Origin of the sequence: Kitasatospora sp. NPDC056181, assembly GCF_042266225.1 — a bacterium.
GTDB lineage: Bacteria > Actinomycetota > Actinomycetes > Streptomycetales > Streptomycetaceae > Kitasatospora.
The window spans coordinates 2,648-20,935 of record NZ_JBHJUK010000146.1 but is presented as its reverse complement, the minus strand read 5'-3'; the positions used below and the strand labels follow the sequence as shown (position 1 = coordinate 20,935).

At 73.6% G+C, this 18,288-nt stretch carries 20 protein-coding genes; 12 read left to right on the top strand and 8 right to left on the bottom strand.

From position 1 onward, the window contains the following. A partial coding sequence (locus ACFC1F_RS35825) for a GPP34 family phosphoprotein (protein ID WP_376164812.1) occupies nt 1-647 on the bottom strand: 647 nt, incomplete at its 3' end. A 121-nt stretch (nt 648-768) separates the two neighbouring features. Between ACFC1F_RS35825 and ACFC1F_RS35820 the strand changes: the two genes are divergently transcribed. Then, nucleotides 769-1,083: a putative quinol monooxygenase gene (locus ACFC1F_RS35820; protein WP_376164810.1), complete on the top strand. Its 315-nt coding sequence runs from the start codon at nt 769-771 to the stop codon at nt 1,081-1,083. A gap of 162 nt (nt 1,084-1,245) precedes the next feature. Beyond that, a complete protein-coding gene (locus ACFC1F_RS35815; RefSeq protein WP_376164808.1) occupies nt 1,246-1,827 on the top strand; it encodes an AAA family ATPase in 582 nt (193 codons plus the stop codon). Between the two features lie 56 nt (nt 1,828-1,883). On the opposite strand, the gene ACFC1F_RS35810 is transcribed toward ACFC1F_RS35815, so the two are convergent. Beyond that, a complete protein-coding gene (locus ACFC1F_RS35810) occupies nt 1,884-2,366 on the bottom strand; it encodes a MarR family winged helix-turn-helix transcriptional regulator (RefSeq protein WP_376164806.1) in 483 nt (160 codons plus the stop codon). Between the two features lie 43 nt (nt 2,367-2,409). Here ACFC1F_RS35810 and ACFC1F_RS35805 point away from each other — a divergent pair, with 43 nt between their 5' ends. Next, on the top strand, nt 2,410-3,369 hold the full coding sequence (locus ACFC1F_RS35805; protein ID WP_376164803.1) for an alpha/beta hydrolase: 960 nt from the start codon (nt 2,410-2,412) through the stop codon (nt 3,367-3,369). 30 nt (nt 3,370-3,399) lie between these two features. Here the strand turns inward: ACFC1F_RS35805 and ACFC1F_RS35800 are convergent, their stop codons facing one another. Together ACFC1F_RS35800 and ACFC1F_RS35795 are read right to left on the bottom strand one after the other, a co-directional pair. Continuing rightward, the gene (locus ACFC1F_RS35800; RefSeq protein WP_376164801.1) at nt 3,400-3,984 is read right to left on the bottom strand and encodes a hypothetical protein; all 585 of its coding nucleotides are present in this window, start codon (nt 3,982-3,984) and stop codon (nt 3,400-3,402) included. A gap of 189 nt (nt 3,985-4,173) precedes the next feature. Then, entirely contained in the window at nt 4,174-4,695 is a 522-nt protein-coding gene (locus ACFC1F_RS35795; RefSeq protein ID WP_376164799.1) for a hypothetical protein, read from the bottom strand. A 280-nt stretch (nt 4,696-4,975) separates the two neighbouring features. Here ACFC1F_RS35795 and ACFC1F_RS35790 point away from each other — a divergent pair, with 280 nt between their 5' ends. Continuing rightward, on the top strand, nt 4,976-6,517 hold the full coding sequence (locus ACFC1F_RS35790) for an oxidoreductase (protein WP_376164797.1): 1,542 nt from the start codon (nt 4,976-4,978) through the stop codon (nt 6,515-6,517). 514 nt (nt 6,518-7,031) lie between these two features. Continuing rightward, nucleotides 7,032-7,466 (top strand): hypothetical protein, encoded by a 435-nt coding sequence (locus ACFC1F_RS35785; RefSeq protein WP_376164795.1) that lies wholly within the window; start codon nt 7,032-7,034, stop codon nt 7,464-7,466. Between the two features lie 354 nt (nt 7,467-7,820). Here the strand turns inward: ACFC1F_RS35785 and ACFC1F_RS35780 are convergent, their stop codons facing one another. After that, nucleotides 7,821-8,579 (bottom strand): DeoR/GlpR family DNA-binding transcription regulator, encoded by a 759-nt coding sequence (locus tag ACFC1F_RS35780; protein ID WP_209412709.1) that lies wholly within the window; start codon nt 8,577-8,579, stop codon nt 7,821-7,823. 48 nt (nt 8,580-8,627) lie between these two features. On the opposite strand from ACFC1F_RS35780, the gene ACFC1F_RS35775 reads away from it, so the two are divergent. The 3 genes from ACFC1F_RS35775 to ACFC1F_RS35765 all read left to right on the top strand — a co-directional run bounded on the left by ACFC1F_RS35775 (nt 8,628) and on the right by ACFC1F_RS35765 (nt 10,404). Beyond that, a complete protein-coding gene (locus ACFC1F_RS35775; protein ID WP_376164793.1) occupies nt 8,628-9,008 on the top strand; it encodes a DUF4406 domain-containing protein in 381 nt (126 codons plus the stop codon). Further along, on the top strand, nt 9,005-9,682 hold the full coding sequence (locus ACFC1F_RS35770) for an NUDIX domain-containing protein (protein ID WP_376164791.1): 678 nt from the start codon (nt 9,005-9,007) through the stop codon (nt 9,680-9,682). The genes ACFC1F_RS35775 and ACFC1F_RS35770 overlap by 4 nt, the downstream gene beginning before the upstream one ends. A 353-nt stretch (nt 9,683-10,035) precedes the next feature. After that, complete coding sequence (locus ACFC1F_RS35765; protein ID WP_376164789.1) at nt 10,036-10,404, top strand: hypothetical protein; 369 nt, start codon at nt 10,036-10,038, stop codon at nt 10,402-10,404. 233 nt (nt 10,405-10,637) lie between these two features. Here ACFC1F_RS35765 and ACFC1F_RS35760 read toward each other — a convergent pair whose 3' ends face one another. From ACFC1F_RS35760 to ACFC1F_RS35750, 3 genes are all read right to left on the bottom strand, one after another. Next, nucleotides 10,638-11,324: an HAD family hydrolase gene (locus ACFC1F_RS35760; protein WP_376164787.1), complete on the bottom strand. Its 687-nt coding sequence runs from the start codon at nt 11,322-11,324 to the stop codon at nt 10,638-10,640. Next, nucleotides 11,321-11,947, bottom strand: a complete 627-nt coding sequence (locus ACFC1F_RS35755) for an NUDIX hydrolase (protein ID WP_376164785.1) — start codon at nt 11,945-11,947, stop codon at nt 11,321-11,323. The genes ACFC1F_RS35760 and ACFC1F_RS35755 overlap by 4 nt, the downstream gene beginning before the upstream one ends. A 299-nt stretch (nt 11,948-12,246) precedes the next feature. Beyond that, complete coding sequence (locus ACFC1F_RS35750) at nt 12,247-12,438, bottom strand: helix-turn-helix domain-containing protein (RefSeq protein ID WP_376164814.1); 192 nt, start codon at nt 12,436-12,438, stop codon at nt 12,247-12,249. 174 nt (nt 12,439-12,612) lie between these two features. On the opposite strand from ACFC1F_RS35750, the gene ACFC1F_RS35745 reads away from it, so the two are divergent. From ACFC1F_RS35745 to ACFC1F_RS35730, 4 genes are all read left to right on the top strand, one after another. Beyond that, on the top strand, nt 12,613-13,128 hold the full coding sequence (locus ACFC1F_RS35745; protein WP_376164783.1) for a hypothetical protein: 516 nt from the start codon (nt 12,613-12,615) through the stop codon (nt 13,126-13,128). 283 nt (nt 13,129-13,411) lie between these two features. Then, entirely contained in the window at nt 13,412-14,374 is a 963-nt protein-coding gene (locus ACFC1F_RS35740) for a formylglycine-generating enzyme family protein (RefSeq protein ID WP_376164781.1), read from the top strand. 172 nt (nt 14,375-14,546) lie between these two features. Continuing rightward, entirely contained in the window at nt 14,547-16,904 is a 2,358-nt protein-coding gene (locus tag ACFC1F_RS35735) for an arylsulfatase (protein ID WP_376164779.1), read from the top strand. A gap of 219 nt (nt 16,905-17,123) precedes the next feature. Further along, nucleotides 17,124-18,227 (top strand): hypothetical protein, encoded by a 1,104-nt coding sequence (locus ACFC1F_RS35730; RefSeq protein ID WP_376164777.1) that lies wholly within the window; start codon nt 17,124-17,126, stop codon nt 18,225-18,227. Nucleotides 18,228-18,288 lie beyond the last annotated feature (61 nt).

The following is an 18,288-nucleotide window of genomic DNA, read 5'->3' as shown; positions in this document are numbered from 1 at the left end:
TCGGCCGCGGCGGTGGTGGCGGCGACCAGCGCCGCCTGGGGGGCGCGGATCGCGTCGCGGAGGGCGTCGCCCGCCCACTGGCCCTCGGCGATCGCGGCCATCCTCGCCTCGACCTGCCCGCGCGGCAGGTCGGGGAAGGCCAGCCGGTGCAGACGCGCGCCGTGGAGCAGGGCGATCAGCCCGCCGGTGCGCTCGTCCGGCTCGGCGCCCCCCAGCACGACGGCGGCGAGCCGGGCGCGCAGCTCGCGTTCGACGGCGCCGTCCGCCTCCGGGTAGCGGCGGACCGGGAACAGGCCGAGCACCCGGTGTCGTTCCTCGGTGACGATGCCCCGCCCGCGCAGGCTCGCCAGGGTCGCCTCGACGCTCTTGCCCTGGTCCTTCCACAGCCAGGCCGACACCGTCGCGGACCTGGTGGTCCGGGCCCACGCTCCGAGCCGCTCCAGGCAGCCGTCGAGCAGCGCGACACCGGTCGGCGAGGGATCGGTCACCTCCACCCGGCCGCCGTCCACCCCGAGGCGCCCGGCGAGCGCCAGCTCCAGCAGGAGGCCGCCGGTGACGGTCCATCCGGCCGTCCACCGGTCCTTCGCCTGGCCGCTCCCGTCGTCCAGCGACAGCAGCATGATCTCCTCGCCCAGCGTGACGGACATGTCCCACCCCTTTGTGATCAAGAAACGCACGTATCCGGACGGGACGATTCCGTCGCCGGAAAGGTTCCCGGGACGGGCGGGGGCCGGGGGCCGTCCGAAGACCCGCGGCTAGAGTGCACGGGTGGACTCTCACGTGCTCGTCATCGCCGACACCTCCTCCAGCCCCGAGAACGCCGAGGAGTTCGGCCGCGTCCTGCAGAAATTCGCCCGAGCGTGCCGGACCGAACCGGGCTGCCTGTCCTACGAGGTCTTCCGCTCGCTGGACCAGCCCGAGCGCTGCGTGAGCATCGAGAAGTACGCCGACGCCGAGGCTTTCGCCGCGCATCGGGCCTCGGCCCACTTCCGCGACATCGGCCTCGGCGAGGTGGTGCCCCTCGTGGTCGCACGTGACGTCCGCATGTACGACGCTCCTCGCGACATCCCGCCGGCGCAGTAGCACACCGCAGGACGACGGGCCCGGGACTCCTGTCCCGCCCCCTCCGCTCCGGCCCAACCGCTCCGGCCCACCCAGCGGGCCGGACGGGTGCAGCGGGCCGGAGGGATCCAACAGGCCGGATCTCCCCCGCCCGTGGCCTGCCGGCCGATACCGTCGTACGTCGTGGACGACAGCGCAGAGCGGCCCCCGAACGGCGTGCGCGGTACCGTGACGGGCGGCCCGGACACGGTGCTGATCGTGGTGCGCGGGCCGAGCGGCGCCGGCAAGTCCAGCACCGCCGCACGGCTTCGCGCCGCGTACGGCCGGGGTATCGCCGTCGTCGGCCAGGACGTTCTGCGGCGCGACGTGCTGCGGGAGCGGGATGTCGACGGCGGGGCGAACATCGGCCTGATCGACGTGGTGGCACGGCATGCCCTGGACCATGGCTTCCACGTCGTCGTCGAGGGCATCCTCGCCGCCGACCGCTACGGCCGGATGCTGGCCCGGCTGGCGGCCGACCACCGTGGGCGCAGCTTCCTGTACTACCTGGACGTCGACTTCGAGGAGACCGTCCGGCGGCACGCCACCCGCCCGCTGGCCGCCGAGGTCTCCCCCGAGCAGATGGCCGGCTGGTACCAGGCGCACGACGTCCTGCCCGGCGGCCTCGAACACGTCATCAGCCGGCACAGCACCCTCGACGACACGGTCGGGCGGATCCTCGCCGACACCGGCCTCGCCCCACCCGGCCGGGCGCCCCGTCCCTGACCGAGGCGCCTCCCGGCCGGCGCCCGGCCCGGGCCGAGTGCCGGCCGGGGCGCCGGTCAGCCGGTGGGTGTGCCGACCTGGTCGCGTTCGAGTGCGGACCGCAGGGTCGAGAGGGCCCGTGCGACCGCTGTCAGCGAGGGGGCGTCCAGGGTGCCTCCGAGCAGTTCGGCCAGGCCGCCCGTGAAGGTCTGCTCCGCCTCCTCGACGAGCCGCGCGCCGTCGTCGGTCAGGGCCAGCAGCGAGGACCGGCGGTCCGCCGGGTTCGGCCGGCGGGCGGCCCACCCCTGCTTCTCCAGGCGGTCGATGCCCTTGCTGGTCGCCCCGACGCCGATGGCGAACTCGGCGGCGAGGTCCGCCACCCGGCACCCGGGGTGGTCGCGCAGGTAGCCCAGGAATTCGTACTGCGAGGAGACGATCCCGTGCCGCTCGCGGAGGCGGTCGTTGAGGGCGTTGTACAGGCGCGTCTCGCACCGGACCAGGTCGGCGAACAGCTCGGGGAAGTCGGCTGCGGCGCGGTCCCCGCTCGATGTATATTCCATGGCATATAGTGTACCGGAAGCTACTTGTGGCAGGAGTGTGCCCATGAGCAGGGAACAGCGCATCCGGGTCGACGAGATCCTGCGGCAGCCGGGCCCCGAGGGGCCCCGGTCGGTCGAGGAGATCCGGTCCGGATTCAGGCAGTTGATGGCCCGGATGATCGTGCCCCACGGCATTCGCACCGCGCCGACGACCCTCGGCGGCCGCCCGGCACTGCGCGTCGAGCCGGCCGGGGGGCCGGGCCGCGGGTCGGACGGCGGCCCCGGCTCCGGCTCCGGCTCCGGGACGATCCTGTACTTCCACGGCGGCGGCTGGGTCTTCGGCTCGCCCGAGACCGCCCTCTCGCTGACCGGCAACCTCGTGGCCAGGACCGGCTTCGGGGCGTACTCGCCGGACTACCGGCTCGCCCCCGAACACCCCTTCCCCGCCGCGATCGAGGACACCCTGAGCGCCTACCGGGCCCTCCTCGACCGCGGCGAGGACCCCTCGGCCATCGCCTTCGCGGGAGACTCCGCCGGCGGCGGCCTCGCCGTCACCACCTGCCTCGCCGCCCGGGACGCGGGCCTCCCGATGCCCGCTGCCGTCCTGGCCTTCTCCCCGGGCACCGACGCGACCCGATCCGGCGGGAGCATGGACACCAAGGAAGGCATCGACCCGGTCTTCACCCGCGCGGCCCTCGAACACACCGGAGCCATGTACCTCGCCGGGGCCGACCCGCGCCAGCCCCTGCTGAGCCCGGCCGTCCACGCCGACCTGACCGGCCTTCCCCCGATGCTGATCCAGGTCGGCGCCAACGAGGTGCTGCTGGACGACTCCACCCGCCTGGCCGCGCGGGCGGGCGCAGCGGGCGTGGACGTCATCCTCGACGTCACCGCCGACGTGCCGCACGTGTTCCAGTCGTTCGCCGGCGTCCTCGACGAGGCGGACGAGGCACTGGACCGTGCCGCCCTCTTCCTGCGCCAGCGGATCCGCGCCGAAGGCGCCGCCCGGACGTCGGCCGGGTAGGCGCGCGCCGGCGGGCGGTGGGCGGTGGGCTCAGCCGACCTTCCAGACGGCCTGGACGTCGCCCTTCTCGTCGCTGCCCTTGTAGGCGAGGAAGGCGGGCTGGGCGTTCGCCGGCAGGAGAAAGATCTCGCAGGTGGTCACGGACTTGCCCGGCGTCAGCCGGCGGGCCTCCCCGTCGCCCTCCTGGCAGGGCGGGAAGTCGACCCCCCAGGAGGGCAGGTATCCGTACGCGTGCTCCGCGTCGCTGTGCAGGGCCAACCCGTGGACGTAGGCGCCGATGTCCTCGGGGCCGCCCTTGTGGGAGAAGGTGACGGTCACGTAGTACGGCACCCTGCCCTGGACCACCCCGGTGCTGAGCTTGTCCACCGCGGCCGCGTCGCCCTTGACGACCGAGACCGGCGTGACGCCCAGCCTGACCGTCTCGTGCGTCCCGTACGTCGTCGCGCTCGCGTCCGCCGGTGCCTTCCACGCCAACGGCGCGTCGAACGTGCCCTTCGCGGCGGCCGGCGCGCCGGAGGGCTCCGCGCCCGGGTCGTTGTCCGGCCCGCAGCCGGCGAGCAGCAGCGCGAGCGCGCCGACGGGCAGGGCAGTGCGCAGTGCGGCCTTGGTCAGCATGATGTGAATCCCCCGTTGTTGATGGCGGCCGCCCGGATCCGGTCCTGGCACAGCCCCGCGTCCCCTCTCACCGGCAGAGACACCCTGCGCGGCTGGACGATCAGGGAATGATACGGCGTTCGCCGCGGCGGATCCCCCGCGGTCGGCCATGAGAGGGGCCCCCGCCGTTTCCCACCGGTCCGCCGGCCGCTACGCGTAGGGATCGATCGAGAACACCGGCCCCTCACTCGGGAAGTCGTCCGGGAAGAGGTCCAACCGCACCTCGCCGGAGAGCAGTGCCAGCAACACCCCGGTGGAGCTCAGGGGCAGCCGGGCGAACCTCAGCCGGCCGGCCTGGACGGCGAGCGTCGGCCAGGCGTCCGGCTCACCGACCGGCAGCCAGAACAGCAGGTCGGCGTTGTCGGTCACCGCCCACTGCACGAGGTCGTCCGTGGTCAGGCCGTCCTCCGCGAGCAGGGCCGGGAGGGTGGGCTCGGGATAGTCCCGCAGGAGCCTGCGGCTCTCCCGCGTCCCGCTGACGATGTCCAGTCCCGGACGGGCCGAGCCCTCCGCGTACACCCAGAGGAACTCGTCGAAGCATCCCGGACCGTACGCGTCGATCAGCGCCCGGTGGCTCGGCGGGACCTCGAACCCCGTCCCGCCCGCCGGCACCACCTCGACCCTCCGCCCGGACGGCGGGCAGAGAGCCGTCAGTGCCTGCAGCTCGTTCACCACGGACCTCGCAGGTTGGAGAGTGCTTTCGTGAAGGACCGGCCGAAGTCGCCGACCGCGTCGGTCCCGGACGCCTGCCGGAACCGTGGGCCAGCCAACCACACCGCGCGCACACCGGCGTTCGAATATCGGCACGTCATGCGGGCCCGTCGGCCGACCGGCCGGAGCCCGCTCCCCCCACGACGTCAGGACGGCGGCTCCTCACGTCCCGCCGCTCTCCCTCTCTTCGCGCGGCAGGTCCGCTAGGGTGCGGTGCGAACGCCGAGACCAGGGGGGCAGCGTGCCGGCGTACGAAGACCTGACCGGACCCGAGCGGCAGGTGTGGGACGCGTTCCGCACCGGTGCGGCCGTCGACCTGCGCTCCGGAAGTGCCGCGCAGGACGATCCGGCCCGCGGCGCGGAGTGGGGCGCCGAGCGCACCGTACGGGCCGAAGTGGTCGCCGCCGTGCTGCTCCAGGCCGACGGGCAGGCAGGCGCGGCCACGGCCCTACGGCTCACCGGAGCGCGGATCACCGGGCAGCTGAACCTCGGCGGCGCCCGGTCCGAGAGCGAACTGCGCCTGGAGGCATGCCACTTCGAGCAGCACGTGGTGCTGCGCGGCGCAAGCCTGCGCTCCACCGGGATGGTCGGCTGCCGAATACCCGGGCTCGACGGCTGGCTGCTGAAGGTGGACGGCAACCTGTTCTTCGAGGATTCGGTCTTCCAGGGGCGGCTGACCCTCACCCGGGCCCAGATCTCCGGCGAACTGCGGCTCAGCGGAGCACAGTTGACCGCCACCGAGCTGCTCGGCCCCGACGCCGTCACGCCGCCCGGCCTGCCCGCGCCGGGTTCGGGCGACGCACCGGGCCCGTGGGCGCTGTGGGCCGGCGGGCTCAGGATGGAGGGCGGCTGCTTCGCCCGCAAGGGCTTCCACTCACGCGGCGGCCTGCGCCTGGTCGGCGCCCGCTTCGAGGGCGGACTGTTCTTGGAGCAGGCCCGGATCGACAATCCCGGCGGTGATGCGCTGACCGGCGACGATCTCACGGCGTCGGCTCTCATGCTCTCCGAGGGGTTCACGGCCACCGGCTCGATCCGGCTGCCGGGCGCGACGGTGCGCAGCAGGTTCTCGCTGGACACCGCGGTGCTCGACGGCGGCGCGGTGGCTCTGGACGGTGGCCGCCTGAACGCCGGCGACCTGCGGCTGACGTTCGCCGCCACCCCGGTGGGCGCCGTGGACCTGCAGGACGCGCAGGTGGCCGTATTGCAGGACGGCGAGCACAGCTGGCCCGCCGACACCCGGCTGGGCGGCTTCGCCTACTCCTCGATCCACCTCCCGCCCGGCGGCCCGGGTCCGGTGGCCCGGCGCCTGCACTGGCTGGCCAGGCTGCCCGGGTACGCGCCCCAGCCGTACGAGCAACTCGCCGCCTGGTACCGGAAGATCGGCCATGACGACGACGCGCGACGGGTGCTGTTGGAGAAGCACCGGCGCCGCCGCCGTACTCTCGGCCCGGCCGGACGGCTCTGGGGGCGGCTGCTGGACGTCACCGTCGGCTACGGCTACCGGCCCTGGCAGGCCGCCCTCTGGCTGGCCGCACTGGCGCTGCTGGGCACGGTGGTGTTCGCGCACGGTACGCCGCACGAGGTGCAGCCGGGGCAGAACGCGCCCTTCAGGCCACTGGTCTACACGCTCGATCTGCTCGTCCCGATCGGCGGCTTCGGCCAGCGCACCGGCTGGTACTGGACGGGGCTGCACCAGTGGTTCGGCTACGGGCTGATCGCCGCCGGCTGGGTGCTCACCACGGCCGTCCTCGCCGGGGTCAGCCGCTCGCTCAACCGAAGCTGACGGCACGGCCCCCGGGCGGCCGGCCGCGGTGCGCGGGCCGCCCGGGGATGCCGGGACGCGGCAGTCCCGGACCGCCGCCGCCCGCGGGCAGGCCCGCCTCGCCACAGCTCGGCAGCGCCGGCGCCACGCTCGGCACCCTTCGCTCCTGCAGCAGCCCGGCGGTGCGGTGCCACCACCACGACCCGTCCCGCACACACGCCCCATGCGCGAACACGACCCTCATCGCCGCCTCCACGTCACGCTTTGGCCTCCACGTCACGCCTCGGCTGCCTCGGCCGCCTTCCGGCCAACGGTAGACGCGGCCGCCATGACGAGCAGGGAACTGACGGTCGTTCACGAAAGTCGCGGCCGGGGCCGAATTCCAAGAGCCCTCCGCCGCCGCTGTGCGCGCCGGTCTCCGCGCCGTGCCGGCGGGCCGGCGGCGAGGGCCGCGATGACCAGGGCGATGACCGTGGGGACCAGGAGCAGGCCACCGAACAGACCGCTGTCGTGGGCCGGCGGTATGGTCCCGCGCATGGGAGCGAGCGAGTGGTTGTACTTCGTGCCTTTCCAGCAGAGCGAGCAGGTCGCGTTGGACCGTCTCCGTGCGGAGGTCTTCGCGCGGGATGCCGACTACTACCGGGAGGAAGGCATCGAATCGCCGGCCGCCCTGATGGAGGGCGGTTGGCTGGAGGAGGAGGGGGCTCATTCGGTGCTCGATGTCGACCGCGTGGTCCGCTGCGAGCCCGACACGGAGGAGGCCGGTGACGTGAGGGTGGTCGAAGGACCGGAAGTCGCCGAACTGTTCGGGACGGCGACGCCCTCCCGCCAGACCGTCCAGCAGGCCGTCGACAGCCGTCGCCCTGAGTGGTTCCCCCCGTTCGGCAGGGGCTCCGGCTGCTGCACCATCGTCTACGGCGGCGACAACCGCCCGGAGGCACTGTGCTTCTGGGGCGCCACCGGGGACTGATCCAGGACTGCCGGGCCGGGGGCCTCCTCCTGTGGTCACCAGGTGCGGTGGGCGCGCGGTGCGGCATGGGGGGGTCGGCGGGGCGGTCCGGCAGGAGGGCGTGGATCGTCTTGCCGTGGCCGGCGTCCTGCTCGACGCGCCCCGCACCGTACCGCCGCAGGCGGCACCCCGGGACTGCGACCACGGCCCGGGGGCTGAGCGGCTCCCCCTCGTGCTCGCCCACTGGCGTGGGGACGGCGGCCGGCCGGCCCATCGTCCAGGCCGTCAGACCGCCACCGCGGTCCGGCGGTCCACGGGAACTGATGCGCGTGCGCCTGTCCTCGGGGCGCCGATGCCGCCGTCGGGCCGTGGCCGTCAGCCGGCGGCCAGGATCTCCACACCGTGCGCCCCGATCTGCCGGACGACCGCGTCCTGGGGGTCGGCGTCGGTGATCAGCCCGCTGACCTTCTCCCAGGGCAGCACGCGGAACCGCGAAGCCGTGCCGATCTTCTCGGAGGAGGCGAGGATGTAGGTGTCCGCGGCCCGCGCGGACAGGGCGCGCTTCATCGCGGCCTCCTCGGCGTCCGCGGTGGTCAGCCCCGCTTCGGGGTGCACGCCGGTGACGCCGAGCAGGCAGAGGTCGGCGGAGACGTTCTGCGCGGCCTCGACCGCGGCGGCACCGCAGGCGACCGCCGAGTGCTTGAAGACGCGGCCCCCGAGCAGGAAGAGCTCCGCCTGCGGATGGTCGAGCAGAGCCACGGCGATCGTCGGGCTGTGGGTGATCACGGTGCAGGCCAGGTCCTGCGGGAGCGCGCGGGCGACGGCGAGGGCGGTGGTGCCGCCGTCGAGGATCAGCGTGCCGCCCGGCCGCACCAGAGCGGCGGCCACAGCGGCGACCCTCCGCTTGCCGTCCGGGGCCACGCTCTGCCGGGCGGCGTAGTCCACCACCGCCGGCGAGACGGGAAGCGCGCCGCCGTAGACCCGCTGGCACAGTCCCTCGGCGGCGAGATCGCGCAGGTCGCGCCGCACGCTGTCCTCGGAGATCCCCAGTTCGGCGGCGACGTCCTTGGCGACGATCTTGCCCCGGCGGGCGAGCAGACCGAGCAGGTGGTCGCGCCGTTCAGCAGCCAGCATCCGCATTCTCTCCTGTTCTTGCACGTTTCTGCATGTATGGTAGCGCCCGTGACCGACCACCCCATGCTCATCCTGATCGCCGGCCCCTACCGCTCCGGCACCGGCGGTGACCCGCAGGCCATGGCGGCCAACCTCGCCCGCCTCGAAGCCGCCGCCTGGCCGGTCTTCGCCGCCGGCCACCTCCCCGTGATCGGGGAGTGGATCGCCCTGCCCGTCCTGCGCTCCGCCGGCGCGGGCCCCACCGACCCCCTCGCCGACCAGGTGCTCTACCCGACCGCCGACCGCCTGCTCGCACGCTGCGACGCCGTGCTGCGCCTGCCCGGCGACTCCGCCGGAGCCGACCAGGACGTCGCCACCGCCCGTCGCCGCGGCCTGCCCGTCTACCACGTGGCCGAGATCCCCCGCCGCGCCCCGCAGGAGACCACGTGACGGGCCGCCCCGGCGTCGACACCCCCGACCACCGCGGCCGCACCGGCCTCGACCGCGCCGGACGCGGCCTGGACCGCAACCCCGGCATCCGGGTGCGCGACGTCGAGCTCACCTCCCAGGGCTGGCACGTCCTCAGGCGCACCACCTTCGACTACCGCCGCCGCGACGGGCGCTGGGAGACCCAGCAGCGCGAGACCTACGACCGCGGCGACGGCGCCGTCGTCCTGCCCTACGACACCCGGCGCCACCGTGTCCTGCTCACCCGCCAGTTCCGCTACCCGGCCTACGTCAACGACCACCCCGACGGCATGCTCGTCGAAGCCGCCGCAGGGCTGCTCGACGCGGACGACCCGCCCGCCGCCGTCAGACGCGAGTGCGCCGAGGAACTCGGCGTCACCCTCGGACCGCTCACCCACGTCCTCGACGCCTACATGAGCCCCGGCTCCGTCACCGAACGCCTCCACTTCTTCGCCGCCCCCTACACCCCGGCCGACCGGACCGGGACCGGCGGCGGAGTCGAGGAGGACGGCGAGGACATCGAGGTCCTCGAACTGCCCTTCGCCGAGGCCCTCGCCATGACCCGCGACGGACGCATCACCGACGGGAAGACCATCCTGCTCCTGCAGTGGGCGGCCCTGGACGGGCCCTTCGCCCCCGCGGCGGGCGGCCGCTGACAGCGCGGCCCGCCCCTCCCCCGCCGAGCCCGCCGCACGAGGTCGCGCTCCGGCAGGTCACGCCCGGGAGGGCGGCGCGGACGCCGGCCCCGCTGCTTCGCCGGCCCGGCCGCGTGGGACGCGAGTGTGCGTCCCCCCGCGGATCCCACCGTGGATTCCACCGCGGATTCCACCCGTCGCCGGGCCCACCGGCGGGCCGGGCCGGCACGCCGCGGCGGGATCCCAACACCTGTGCCCTGCCCGGCCGTCAGCGGGTTCCCGGTCTTGCCGGACACCCCTTCCTTCCACAGGATCTTGACTACGCTGGCCGTGGCCGTGGCCACGGCCCACGACCGAACGAGGGGGGTACACCCATGCCGTACGAGACCGGCGCGAAGGTGAAGCTGACCAGGGATGTGCAGGTCACCGCGGACGACACGGCGGCCAGGATCGGCCTTCCCGGTCCGCTGTCCCTGACCGAGGGCCTGGTAGGCATCGTCACGGGCTCGGCGAAGGAGGCCCGCGGCGGAATGGCCCAGGACGCGCTCACGGCCTTCGACCAGCATGTCCGCCCGGGCCAGTTCGACGCCTTCACGGCCGGCCTGCTCAACAACCTCCGTCAGCAGATCGTCCAGCACGGGGCGTTCGACGCCGCAGCCGGCACCCGGGTCAGGTACAGGGTGCGCTTCGAGAACGGGTTCGTCCTCGACGGCCTCGAGGAGGACTGGCTGACCGGAGCCTGAGCACCTGCCACTGCGCCCCCGCCGGCCGGCGGGGGCGCAGTGGTCTCCGCGGCCGGTTGCCGCGGGCCTCAGGCCTCGTGGAGGAAGTGGCTGCGGCCGCTCTCCCGCCGCAGGCAACGGCCTTCCCTCCGCTGCTCGACTCCCCGGGCCCGGACGCCGAGCAGCCCGACGGGATGCCACCCGCCGCACCGGCCGCCGTTCCCCCGTGGGCGGCCCGTTGCCTTGCAGCCCGGTCAAAAGTGCGCCAGCAGTTCCGGGAAGCTCGGCAGTTGCAGGGTCGCGGCGTGCTCGCCGAACTCCTCGTGCTCCAGCACCCAGGTGTGCTCGTGCGGGATGAACACCGCGTTCAGGCCCGCCCGGCGGGCCGGGATGATGTCCGACTTGGGCGAGTTGCCGATCATCCAGGTGCGCTCGGGGGGAAGCGACAGCTCGGCCACCAGGCGGCGGTAGGTGTCGACGTCCTTCTCCGCCACGATGTGGATGCCGTCGAAGTGGTGGGCGATCGAGGACTGTTCGACCTTGCGCCGCTGCTCGTCCTGGTCGCCCTTGGTGAGCATGAGCAGGCGGTGCCGACCGGCGAGCTGCACCAGGGTGTCGGCGACGCCCGGGATGAGCTCCACCGTCCGGCTCGTCAGGGGCCGCAGCAGCTCGTCGATCCGGTCCCGGTCCTCGGCGGTCGGTGTCCGCCCGTGCCACTGCTCCAGGCACTCGGTGAGGTTGTGGCGGAACACCGCGGCCCCGTAGCCGAGGGTCAAGGCGTTCGCCGCCTCCACCTTGTCCAGCAGCGCCCGCGCGCCCGGCCGGTCCTGCGGGGTGGCGGCCACCCAGTCGAGAAAGCCGTCGATCACGCGCTCGAAGAGCACGTTGTTCTCCCACAGCGTGTCGTCGGCGTCGAAGACAAGCACCTGGTCACCGGTCACGGTCGTCCCCCGTCGGTCCATGACGGTCCGTCGGCCGGTGAGCCGGCCGGGCCGTCGTTCTCCAGCAGTTCGGCCACGCGTGCCAGCGACTCCCTCAGGGCCTCGCCCCGTGCCGCCTCGCGGGCCTCCCCGAGCGGCAGCCACCGTACGCGGGCGGAGGGCCGCTCCGGGCGGACGGCGGACGGCGTACGGGTGGCGAGCACGAACCGGAGGTCGGCGTGCTCGTGTGCGGGCTCGCTCGCGGATGCGGGCACCGGCAGCACCACCACCTGGAGGAGCCGTGCGGTCGGCCAGAAGGCGAGGTCGGGCAGGTTGGTCTCCTCGCGGGCCTCGCGCAGCGCGATCTGTGCGGGGAACTCCTCGCCCGGGTCGCCGTGCCCGCCGACCTGCAGCCAGTCCTGCTGACGCTCGTGCCAGCGCAGCAGGACCTCCCGCCCGGCGGGGTGCACGATCACCGCGGACGCCGTCAGGTGCAGGGGCCGTGCACGGTCGTAAGGGTCACCGGCCGTGGCGAGCGGCGCGATGCGGGCGAGGTCCGCGGCCTCCTTCTCGCTCCGCGGCCGGAACTCCGCTAACAGCTCGGCGGCCGTCCGGAGCTTCCCTGACATGTCGGTGCCGGTCACGCGTCCTCATTTCCGTCTTCCCGCGGGCGGTCGGCCCGCGGTGTCCGAACCTAACTCAGACCGTGAAACCCGGGTACCGAATATCTGCCGGTCGTATCCGTGCAGTTGGACGCCCGAAGCGCCCGGCCCGCCGGTCCGCGAGGCCCGGCCGAAGAGGCGCACCGGCGGCAACCCCCCGGACGCGGGAACCCGGCCCCCGGAGCCGTCGTCCTGGAACCGCAGCCGGCACTTGACCGACCGTCACGACTCCTGCGGGCGGGGCGCATGCACGCCCCCGGCCTGTCGCGGTCGCGAGTGCGTCAGACGGAGAACGTGAGCGGGTCGCCGGGCTGGCAGTCGAGTTCGCGGCAGATCGCGCTGAGGGTGCTGAAGCGGATCGCCTTGGCGCGGTCGTTCTTGAGGATGGAGAGGTTGGCGACGGTCACGCCGACCCGGGCTGTTTCCCGGCGCACCCGGATCCCCGTTCGTCGGCCGGGGATCCGAACCGGGATCCGAACCGCCGGAGACCGGGGATCTGAACCGCCGGACGTATGCGCAGCGTTGTCAGGTACGGGGCCGCCGAACGGAGGGCTCCATTCCATCGGCGGGGCGGGGACCGGTACCGCGCGCCGCCACGACACCAGCCCGGGAGCGGTCAGGACCGCTTCGGGGCGAGGAGGAACGCCATGGCCATCCGCAGGACGTCCGAGCGGCTCGTCGCACTCGTAACCGCCGCGACCGCCCTGGCCGGCGTCATCGGCCTCACCACCGCCACCAGCGCGTCGGCCGACGTCAGCGGCGAGTGGAACTGCTCGCGCAACCCGAGCGGCTGGGACCACATGGAGTGGGGCAACTGCCTGCTCCCCGGCGACACGCTGGTCTCCGGCAACGGCGACCAGCGGCTCGTCTACCAGAAGGACGGCAACCTCGTGCAGTACGACGAGAGCGGCTACGCGGTCTGGAACACCGGGACCACCAACACCGCGCCCGGCAAGGTCATCATGCAGTACGACGGCAACTTCGTCGTCTACGACACCTTCAGGAAGGCCCGGTGGGCCTCGGGCACCGCCCTCGGCTGCAAGCCGAGCGCCAACTGGGTGCGCCTGCAGAACGACGGGAACCTGGTCGTCTACCGCCCCCACGGCGACGGCCCGTGGACCCCCGTCTGGTCCTCCCTCCACGGCCGGGTCGGCACCTGCTGACCTGACCCGACCTGCCGGAGACCCGGTGCCGGCGGCCGTCCCGGAAACGGCCGCCGACACCGGCACCCGGCGCAGGCACCCGGCGCAGGCACCGTCGCCGGGATGTCGGACGCCGACCGTGCCGCACGAGGCCGGGGAGCGTCGCGCGGCGGCGGGGACCTCGACCACCCGCAGGCCGGAGCCGGCCGAACTGCACGAAGGACGCAGGCGCAGGCCCGGCCACCGTGTGCACCCGGGCGTGTCGTCGGGGTGGCCCGGCGGCGGGTGGTGCACCGTCGGTTGCGTGACGACGACTGCGCAGCGCCCGCTCCCGGCGCCGGCCCGGGGGATGGTGCGGATCCCGGGCGGGTCCTTCCCGATGGGTTCGAACGGCTTCTATCCGGAGGAACGGCCGGTGCACCCGGTGGTCGTGGACGGCTTCTGGATGGACGAGCATCCGGTCACGGTGGCCGCGTTCCGCCGCTTCGTGAAGGCGACGGGCTACGTGACCGTGGCCGAGCGTTCCCTGGACCCGGCGGACTACCCCGGTGCGGACGCGGCCGCCCTGGTGCCCGGTGCGCTGGTGTTCCGGATGACGGCCGGTCCCGTGGACCTCGACGACTGGCACCGGTGGTGGAGCTACCTCCCCGGCGCGTCCTGGCACCACCCGCAGGGTGCGGGCCGCAGCCTGAACGGGCGTGAGCGCCACCCGGTCACCCAGGTGGCCCACGAGGACGCCCTGGCGTACGCCGCGTGGGCGGGCAAGGACCTGCCGACGGAGGCGGAATGGGAGTTCGCGGCCCGCGGCGGCCTCGATGCGGCCGTCTTCCCGTGGGGTGACGACTTCACGCCGAAGGGCCGCCGGATGGCGAACACCTGGCACGGCCGCTTCCCGTGGGAGTACCTGCCCGCGGGGAGGACGAACCCCGGCCCCGGAACCACCCCGGTCGGCTCGTACCCGCCCAACGGCTTCGGCCTGTACGACATGGCGGGCAACGTGTGGGAGTGGACCGCGGACCACTACACCACCCGCCATCGCGACCCCGCGCCCAGCGCCTGCTGCGCGCCGCGCAACCCCCGCGTCGACGCCCCGCCGCCGGACGGCCCCGGCGCCCCGCCCCCGGAGCGGTTCCCGCGGCGGGTGATCAAGGGCGGCTCACACCTGTGCGCGCCGAACTACTGCCTGCGCTACCGCCCGGCGGCCCGTCAGGGGCAGAGCGAGGACACCGCGACCTGCCACCTGGGTTTCCGCTGCGTCGTGCGCTGACCGGCGGCCGGCCGCCCGGCCCGGGCGCGCCCCGACCGTTCACCCGGCCGTTCACCCGGCCGGCCCACGTGTCCTGCGTGCCGCCCGGCCCGCCACCGGACGCCGGTCAAGCATGGTCGGGCAAGCCCGTGCCGGTTCGCGGCGCGGGGTGTACTGACGGAAGGCGGGACCCGTGGCTTCGACATTCCGCGGTGTGGTGAACCTGGACGTGCGGGACTCGGTGCCGGACTGGTCGGCGTACGAGCAGCCGAAGGCTCCCGAGGGGTCGCCGAACGTCGTGTACGTCGTGCTGGACGACGTCGGGTTCGGTGCGATGAGCTGCTACGGCGGGCCGATCGAGACGCCCAACATCGACCGGCTCGCCGCGCAGGGCCTGCGCTACTCGCAGTGGCACACCACCGCGCTGTGCTCGCCGACCCGTTCGGCGCTGCTGACCGGCCGCAACCACACCACCAACGGCATGGCGTGCATCAGCGAGGCCGCGATCGGCTTCCCGAACGCCAACAGCCACATCCCGCCGGAGTGCGCGACGCTGGCCGAGGTCCTGGTCGAACGCGGCTACAGCACCGCGATCACCGGCAAGTGGCACCTGTGCCCGGAGGACGAGATGAACCTCGCCTCCACCCGCCGCAGCTGGCCGCTCGGCCGCGGCTTCGAGCGCTTCTACGGCTTCCTCGGCGCCGAGACCAGCCAGTGGTACCCGGACCTCGTCCACGACAACCACCCCGTCGAACAGCCCGCCACCCCCGCGGAGGGCTACCACTTCGGCACCGACATCACCGACAAGGCCATCCAGTACCTCGACGACGTCAAGGCCATCGCCCCCGAGCGGCCCGTCTTCCTCTACTACGCGCCGGGCTGCGCACACGCCCCGCACCAGGCGCCGAAGGAGTGGATCGACCGCTACCGGGGCCGCTTCGACGCGGGCTACGAGGCGATGCGCGAGGAGGTCCTGGCCCGGCAGAAGGAACTCGGCCTGGTACCCGCCGACACCGAGCTGCCGCCGCTGAACCCGATCGGCACGCCGGAGACCCGCACCGGGCCGGGCGGCGAACCGTTCCCCGCCCTGGACTACACCCGGCCGTGGACGGAGCTGAGCGCGGACGAGCGGCGCCTGTTCGCCCGGATGGCCGAGGCCTACGCCGGGTTCCTGTCGCACTGCGACGACCAGGTCGGCCGGCTCGTCGCCTACCTGGAGGACATCGGCCAGCTCGACAACACGATCTTCGTGGTGGTGTCCGACAACGGCGCGTCCGGCGAGGGCGGCCCGAACGGCTCGGTCAACGAGAACAAGTTCTTCAACAACGTCGCCGACGACATCGACGACAACATGGCCATGATCGACAAGATCGGCGGCATCGAGACGTACGGCCACTACCCGAACGGGTGGGCGATGGCCTTCAACACGCCGTTCAAGATGTGGAAGCGCTACTCCTTCAACGGCGGCACCTGCGACCCGTGCATCGTCTCCTGGCCGGCCGGCATCGCGTCCCGGGGCGAGGTCCGCAGCCAGTACCACCACGCCGTCGACATCGTCCCCACCGTCCTGGACTGCCTCGGCCTGGAGATGCCCGAGGCCGTCCGCGGGCACGTCCAGGTCCCGCTGCAGGGCGTCAGCATGCGCTACTCCTTCGACGCGGCCGCCGTGCCGTCCGCCCGCACCACGCAGTTCTACTCGATGCTCGGCACCCGCGGCATCTGGCACCAGGGCTGGAAGGCCGTCACCACCCACCCCGCGATCAGCGGCTGGGGCAACTACGGCCAGGACACCTGGGAGCTCTACCACACCGACGAGGACCGCTCCGAACTCCGCGACCTCGCCCGGCAGGAACCCCAGCGCCTCACCGAGATGATCGGCCTGTGGTTCTACGAGGCCGGCGTCAACCAGGCCCTGCCGCTGGACGACCGCTCCGCACTGGAGATCCTCTCCACCCCCCGCCCGAAGCTCACCCCGCCCCGCAACCGCTACACCTACCGGCCCGGCGGCTCCGAGGTCCCCGAGGCGGTCGCGGTCAACATCCGCAACCGCTCCTACGCCATCGGCGCCCTCGTGGACATCCCCGGCCCGGGCGCCTCCGGTGTGCTCTTCGCCCACGGCGGCCGCTTCGGCGGACACGCCCTGTTCGTCCGCGACAACCGCCTGCACTACGTCTACAACTACCTCGGCACCGACCACCAGCTGATCACGGCCACGCAGGAGCTCCCGGTCGGCGAGCAGCTCATCCTCGCCGCGGCCTTCGACAAGGACGGCGAGGTCTCGCCCGGCGTCGCCACCGGCATCCTCAGCCTCTACCACGACGACCACAAGGTCGGCGAAGGCCGCATCAAGACCCAGCCCGGCCGCTTCACCCTCGCCGGCGAGGGCCTCAACGTCGGCCGCGACAGCGGCGAGGCCGTCACCGACCACTACCCCGGCACCGCCCCCTGGGCCTTCACCGGCGCGGTGCTCCACCGCGTCGCCGTCGACGTCAGCGGCGAACCGTACATCGACCTGGAGGCCGAGGCGCAGGCCATGCTCGCCCGCGAGTAGGCCCCCGGACAGGCAGCCGGCCGAAGCGGCGGGCCAAGGCAACGGAGGGTCGTGGCAGCGGGGGCCTGCCACGACCCTCCCCGGGCGAACCCCGCGAAGCCCGGCCGCCGCCGACCGCGCCCCGCGGGGCCGCGCACGAACGCCACCACCGTGACGGCGCCGGCGCCCCCGGGTCCGCGCGCGGAACGCGCTGTCGGCCCGCCGCGAGAGGATGCCGGCATGACGATCACACCCCGGCTGGTGGCCAGGTACCCGTTCCCGGACCGGGACGGCGCCCGGACCTTCGTCGACCCCACCGGCCCCGCCCCCCGTCTGGAGGTCCGCGGCGCCGGGTCGCTGCGCATCTACGACTTGAAGGAACAGGCGGAACTGACAGCCGAGTTCCCGGCCCCGCCGCCCGGCCGGTGGTCGATGGAGTGGACGGCTCCCGACCTGTCGTTCGCCGTCTTCGGCACCGCGACGGAGTACGTCGCGGTCGCCCGGGACGGCACGACGTTGTGGAAGCAGCCGTACGGCACGTGGGACGTGGGCCGCTGGGGCTACCTGGACTTCTCGACGACCGGGGCCGCATCCCGCCCCGCCGCCACCGGCTCCTCGGCGGGCGGCCCCGGCCAGGACCTCCGGATCTGGTTGCGGCTCCCCTCCGGACTGCCCGACAGCACCCTGATCCTCACCCTGGACGCCGAGGGGACGGTACTGGCACGGAGCGTGCTCCCGTGCGGCGGCTACGAACGGTTCGTCAGCCTGCTCTGGGACGAGAACGACGAGGTCTGCGGCGTGACCGTCTCCGAAGGGCGGGCGGCGCTCACGCGCTACGAGGCGCGGTGGCAGTCCGGGGCCATCGTCCTGGGCGGGCTGTTGCCGCAGGACCGGGGCGCCCTCCTCTGGAGCGAGCGCGAGTACCTGGGCACGGACGCGGGGAACACCCGCTGCATGAGCGTCGACCGGAGGGGACGGGACGTCAGCTGGCACAGCCTCCCCACGTACCGGGTCACCGCCTCGCTCGGCCTGGGCGACTTCCCGGCCCCCGGCACCGGCGACTGCTCGGTGCACAACGCCCCGTACATCTCCTCCTCCTCAAGCGGGTTCGTGGACGACGACACGGCGTTGGTGACGCTCTACAACCCGTACGACGAGGCCGCGGTGTACATGTTCGGCAGAGACGGCTGGAGGGAGCACAGCCACTGGCTCGCCGACCCCGCCACCGGCGCCCTGCACGGCCGCATCGAGTACCCGATGGCCGAGGTCGACAACGTGACGCTGGTCGGCGACGGCACCTGGATCACCGAGGAATGGGACGCCTACTACCGCTGGCGGCGCTGAACTCGTAGTCGACACCGGCCCCGCGGCGACGCGCCCGCGACCCCGGATCCCGGGCCGGGGT

Excerpts from the sequence above, each read along its gene's own strand:
- ACFC1F_RS35810 (WP_376164806.1), bottom strand. The coding sequence starts at position 2,366 with ATGGAATATACATCGAGCGGGGACCGCGCCGCAGCCGACTTCCCCGAG.
- ACFC1F_RS35805 (WP_376164803.1), top strand. The coding sequence starts at position 2,410 with ATGAGCAGGGAACAGCGCATCCGGGTCGACGAGATCCTGCGGCAGCCG.
- ACFC1F_RS35800 (WP_376164801.1), bottom strand. The coding sequence starts at position 3,984 with ATGCTGACCAAGGCCGCACTGCGCACTGCCCTGCCCGTCGGCGCGCTC.
- ACFC1F_RS35785 (WP_376164795.1), top strand. The coding sequence starts at position 7,032 with ATGGGAGCGAGCGAGTGGTTGTACTTCGTGCCTTTCCAGCAGAGCGAG.
- ACFC1F_RS35780 (WP_209412709.1), bottom strand. The coding sequence starts at position 8,579 with ATGCTGGCTGCTGAACGGCGCGACCACCTGCTCGGTCTGCTCGCCCGC.
- ACFC1F_RS35765 (WP_376164789.1), top strand. The coding sequence starts at position 10,036 with ATGCCGTACGAGACCGGCGCGAAGGTGAAGCTGACCAGGGATGTGCAG.
- ACFC1F_RS35745 (WP_376164783.1), top strand. The coding sequence starts at position 12,613 with ATGGCCATCCGCAGGACGTCCGAGCGGCTCGTCGCACTCGTAACCGCC.
- ACFC1F_RS35730 (WP_376164777.1), top strand. The coding sequence starts at position 17,124 with ATGACGATCACACCCCGGCTGGTGGCCAGGTACCCGTTCCCGGACCGG.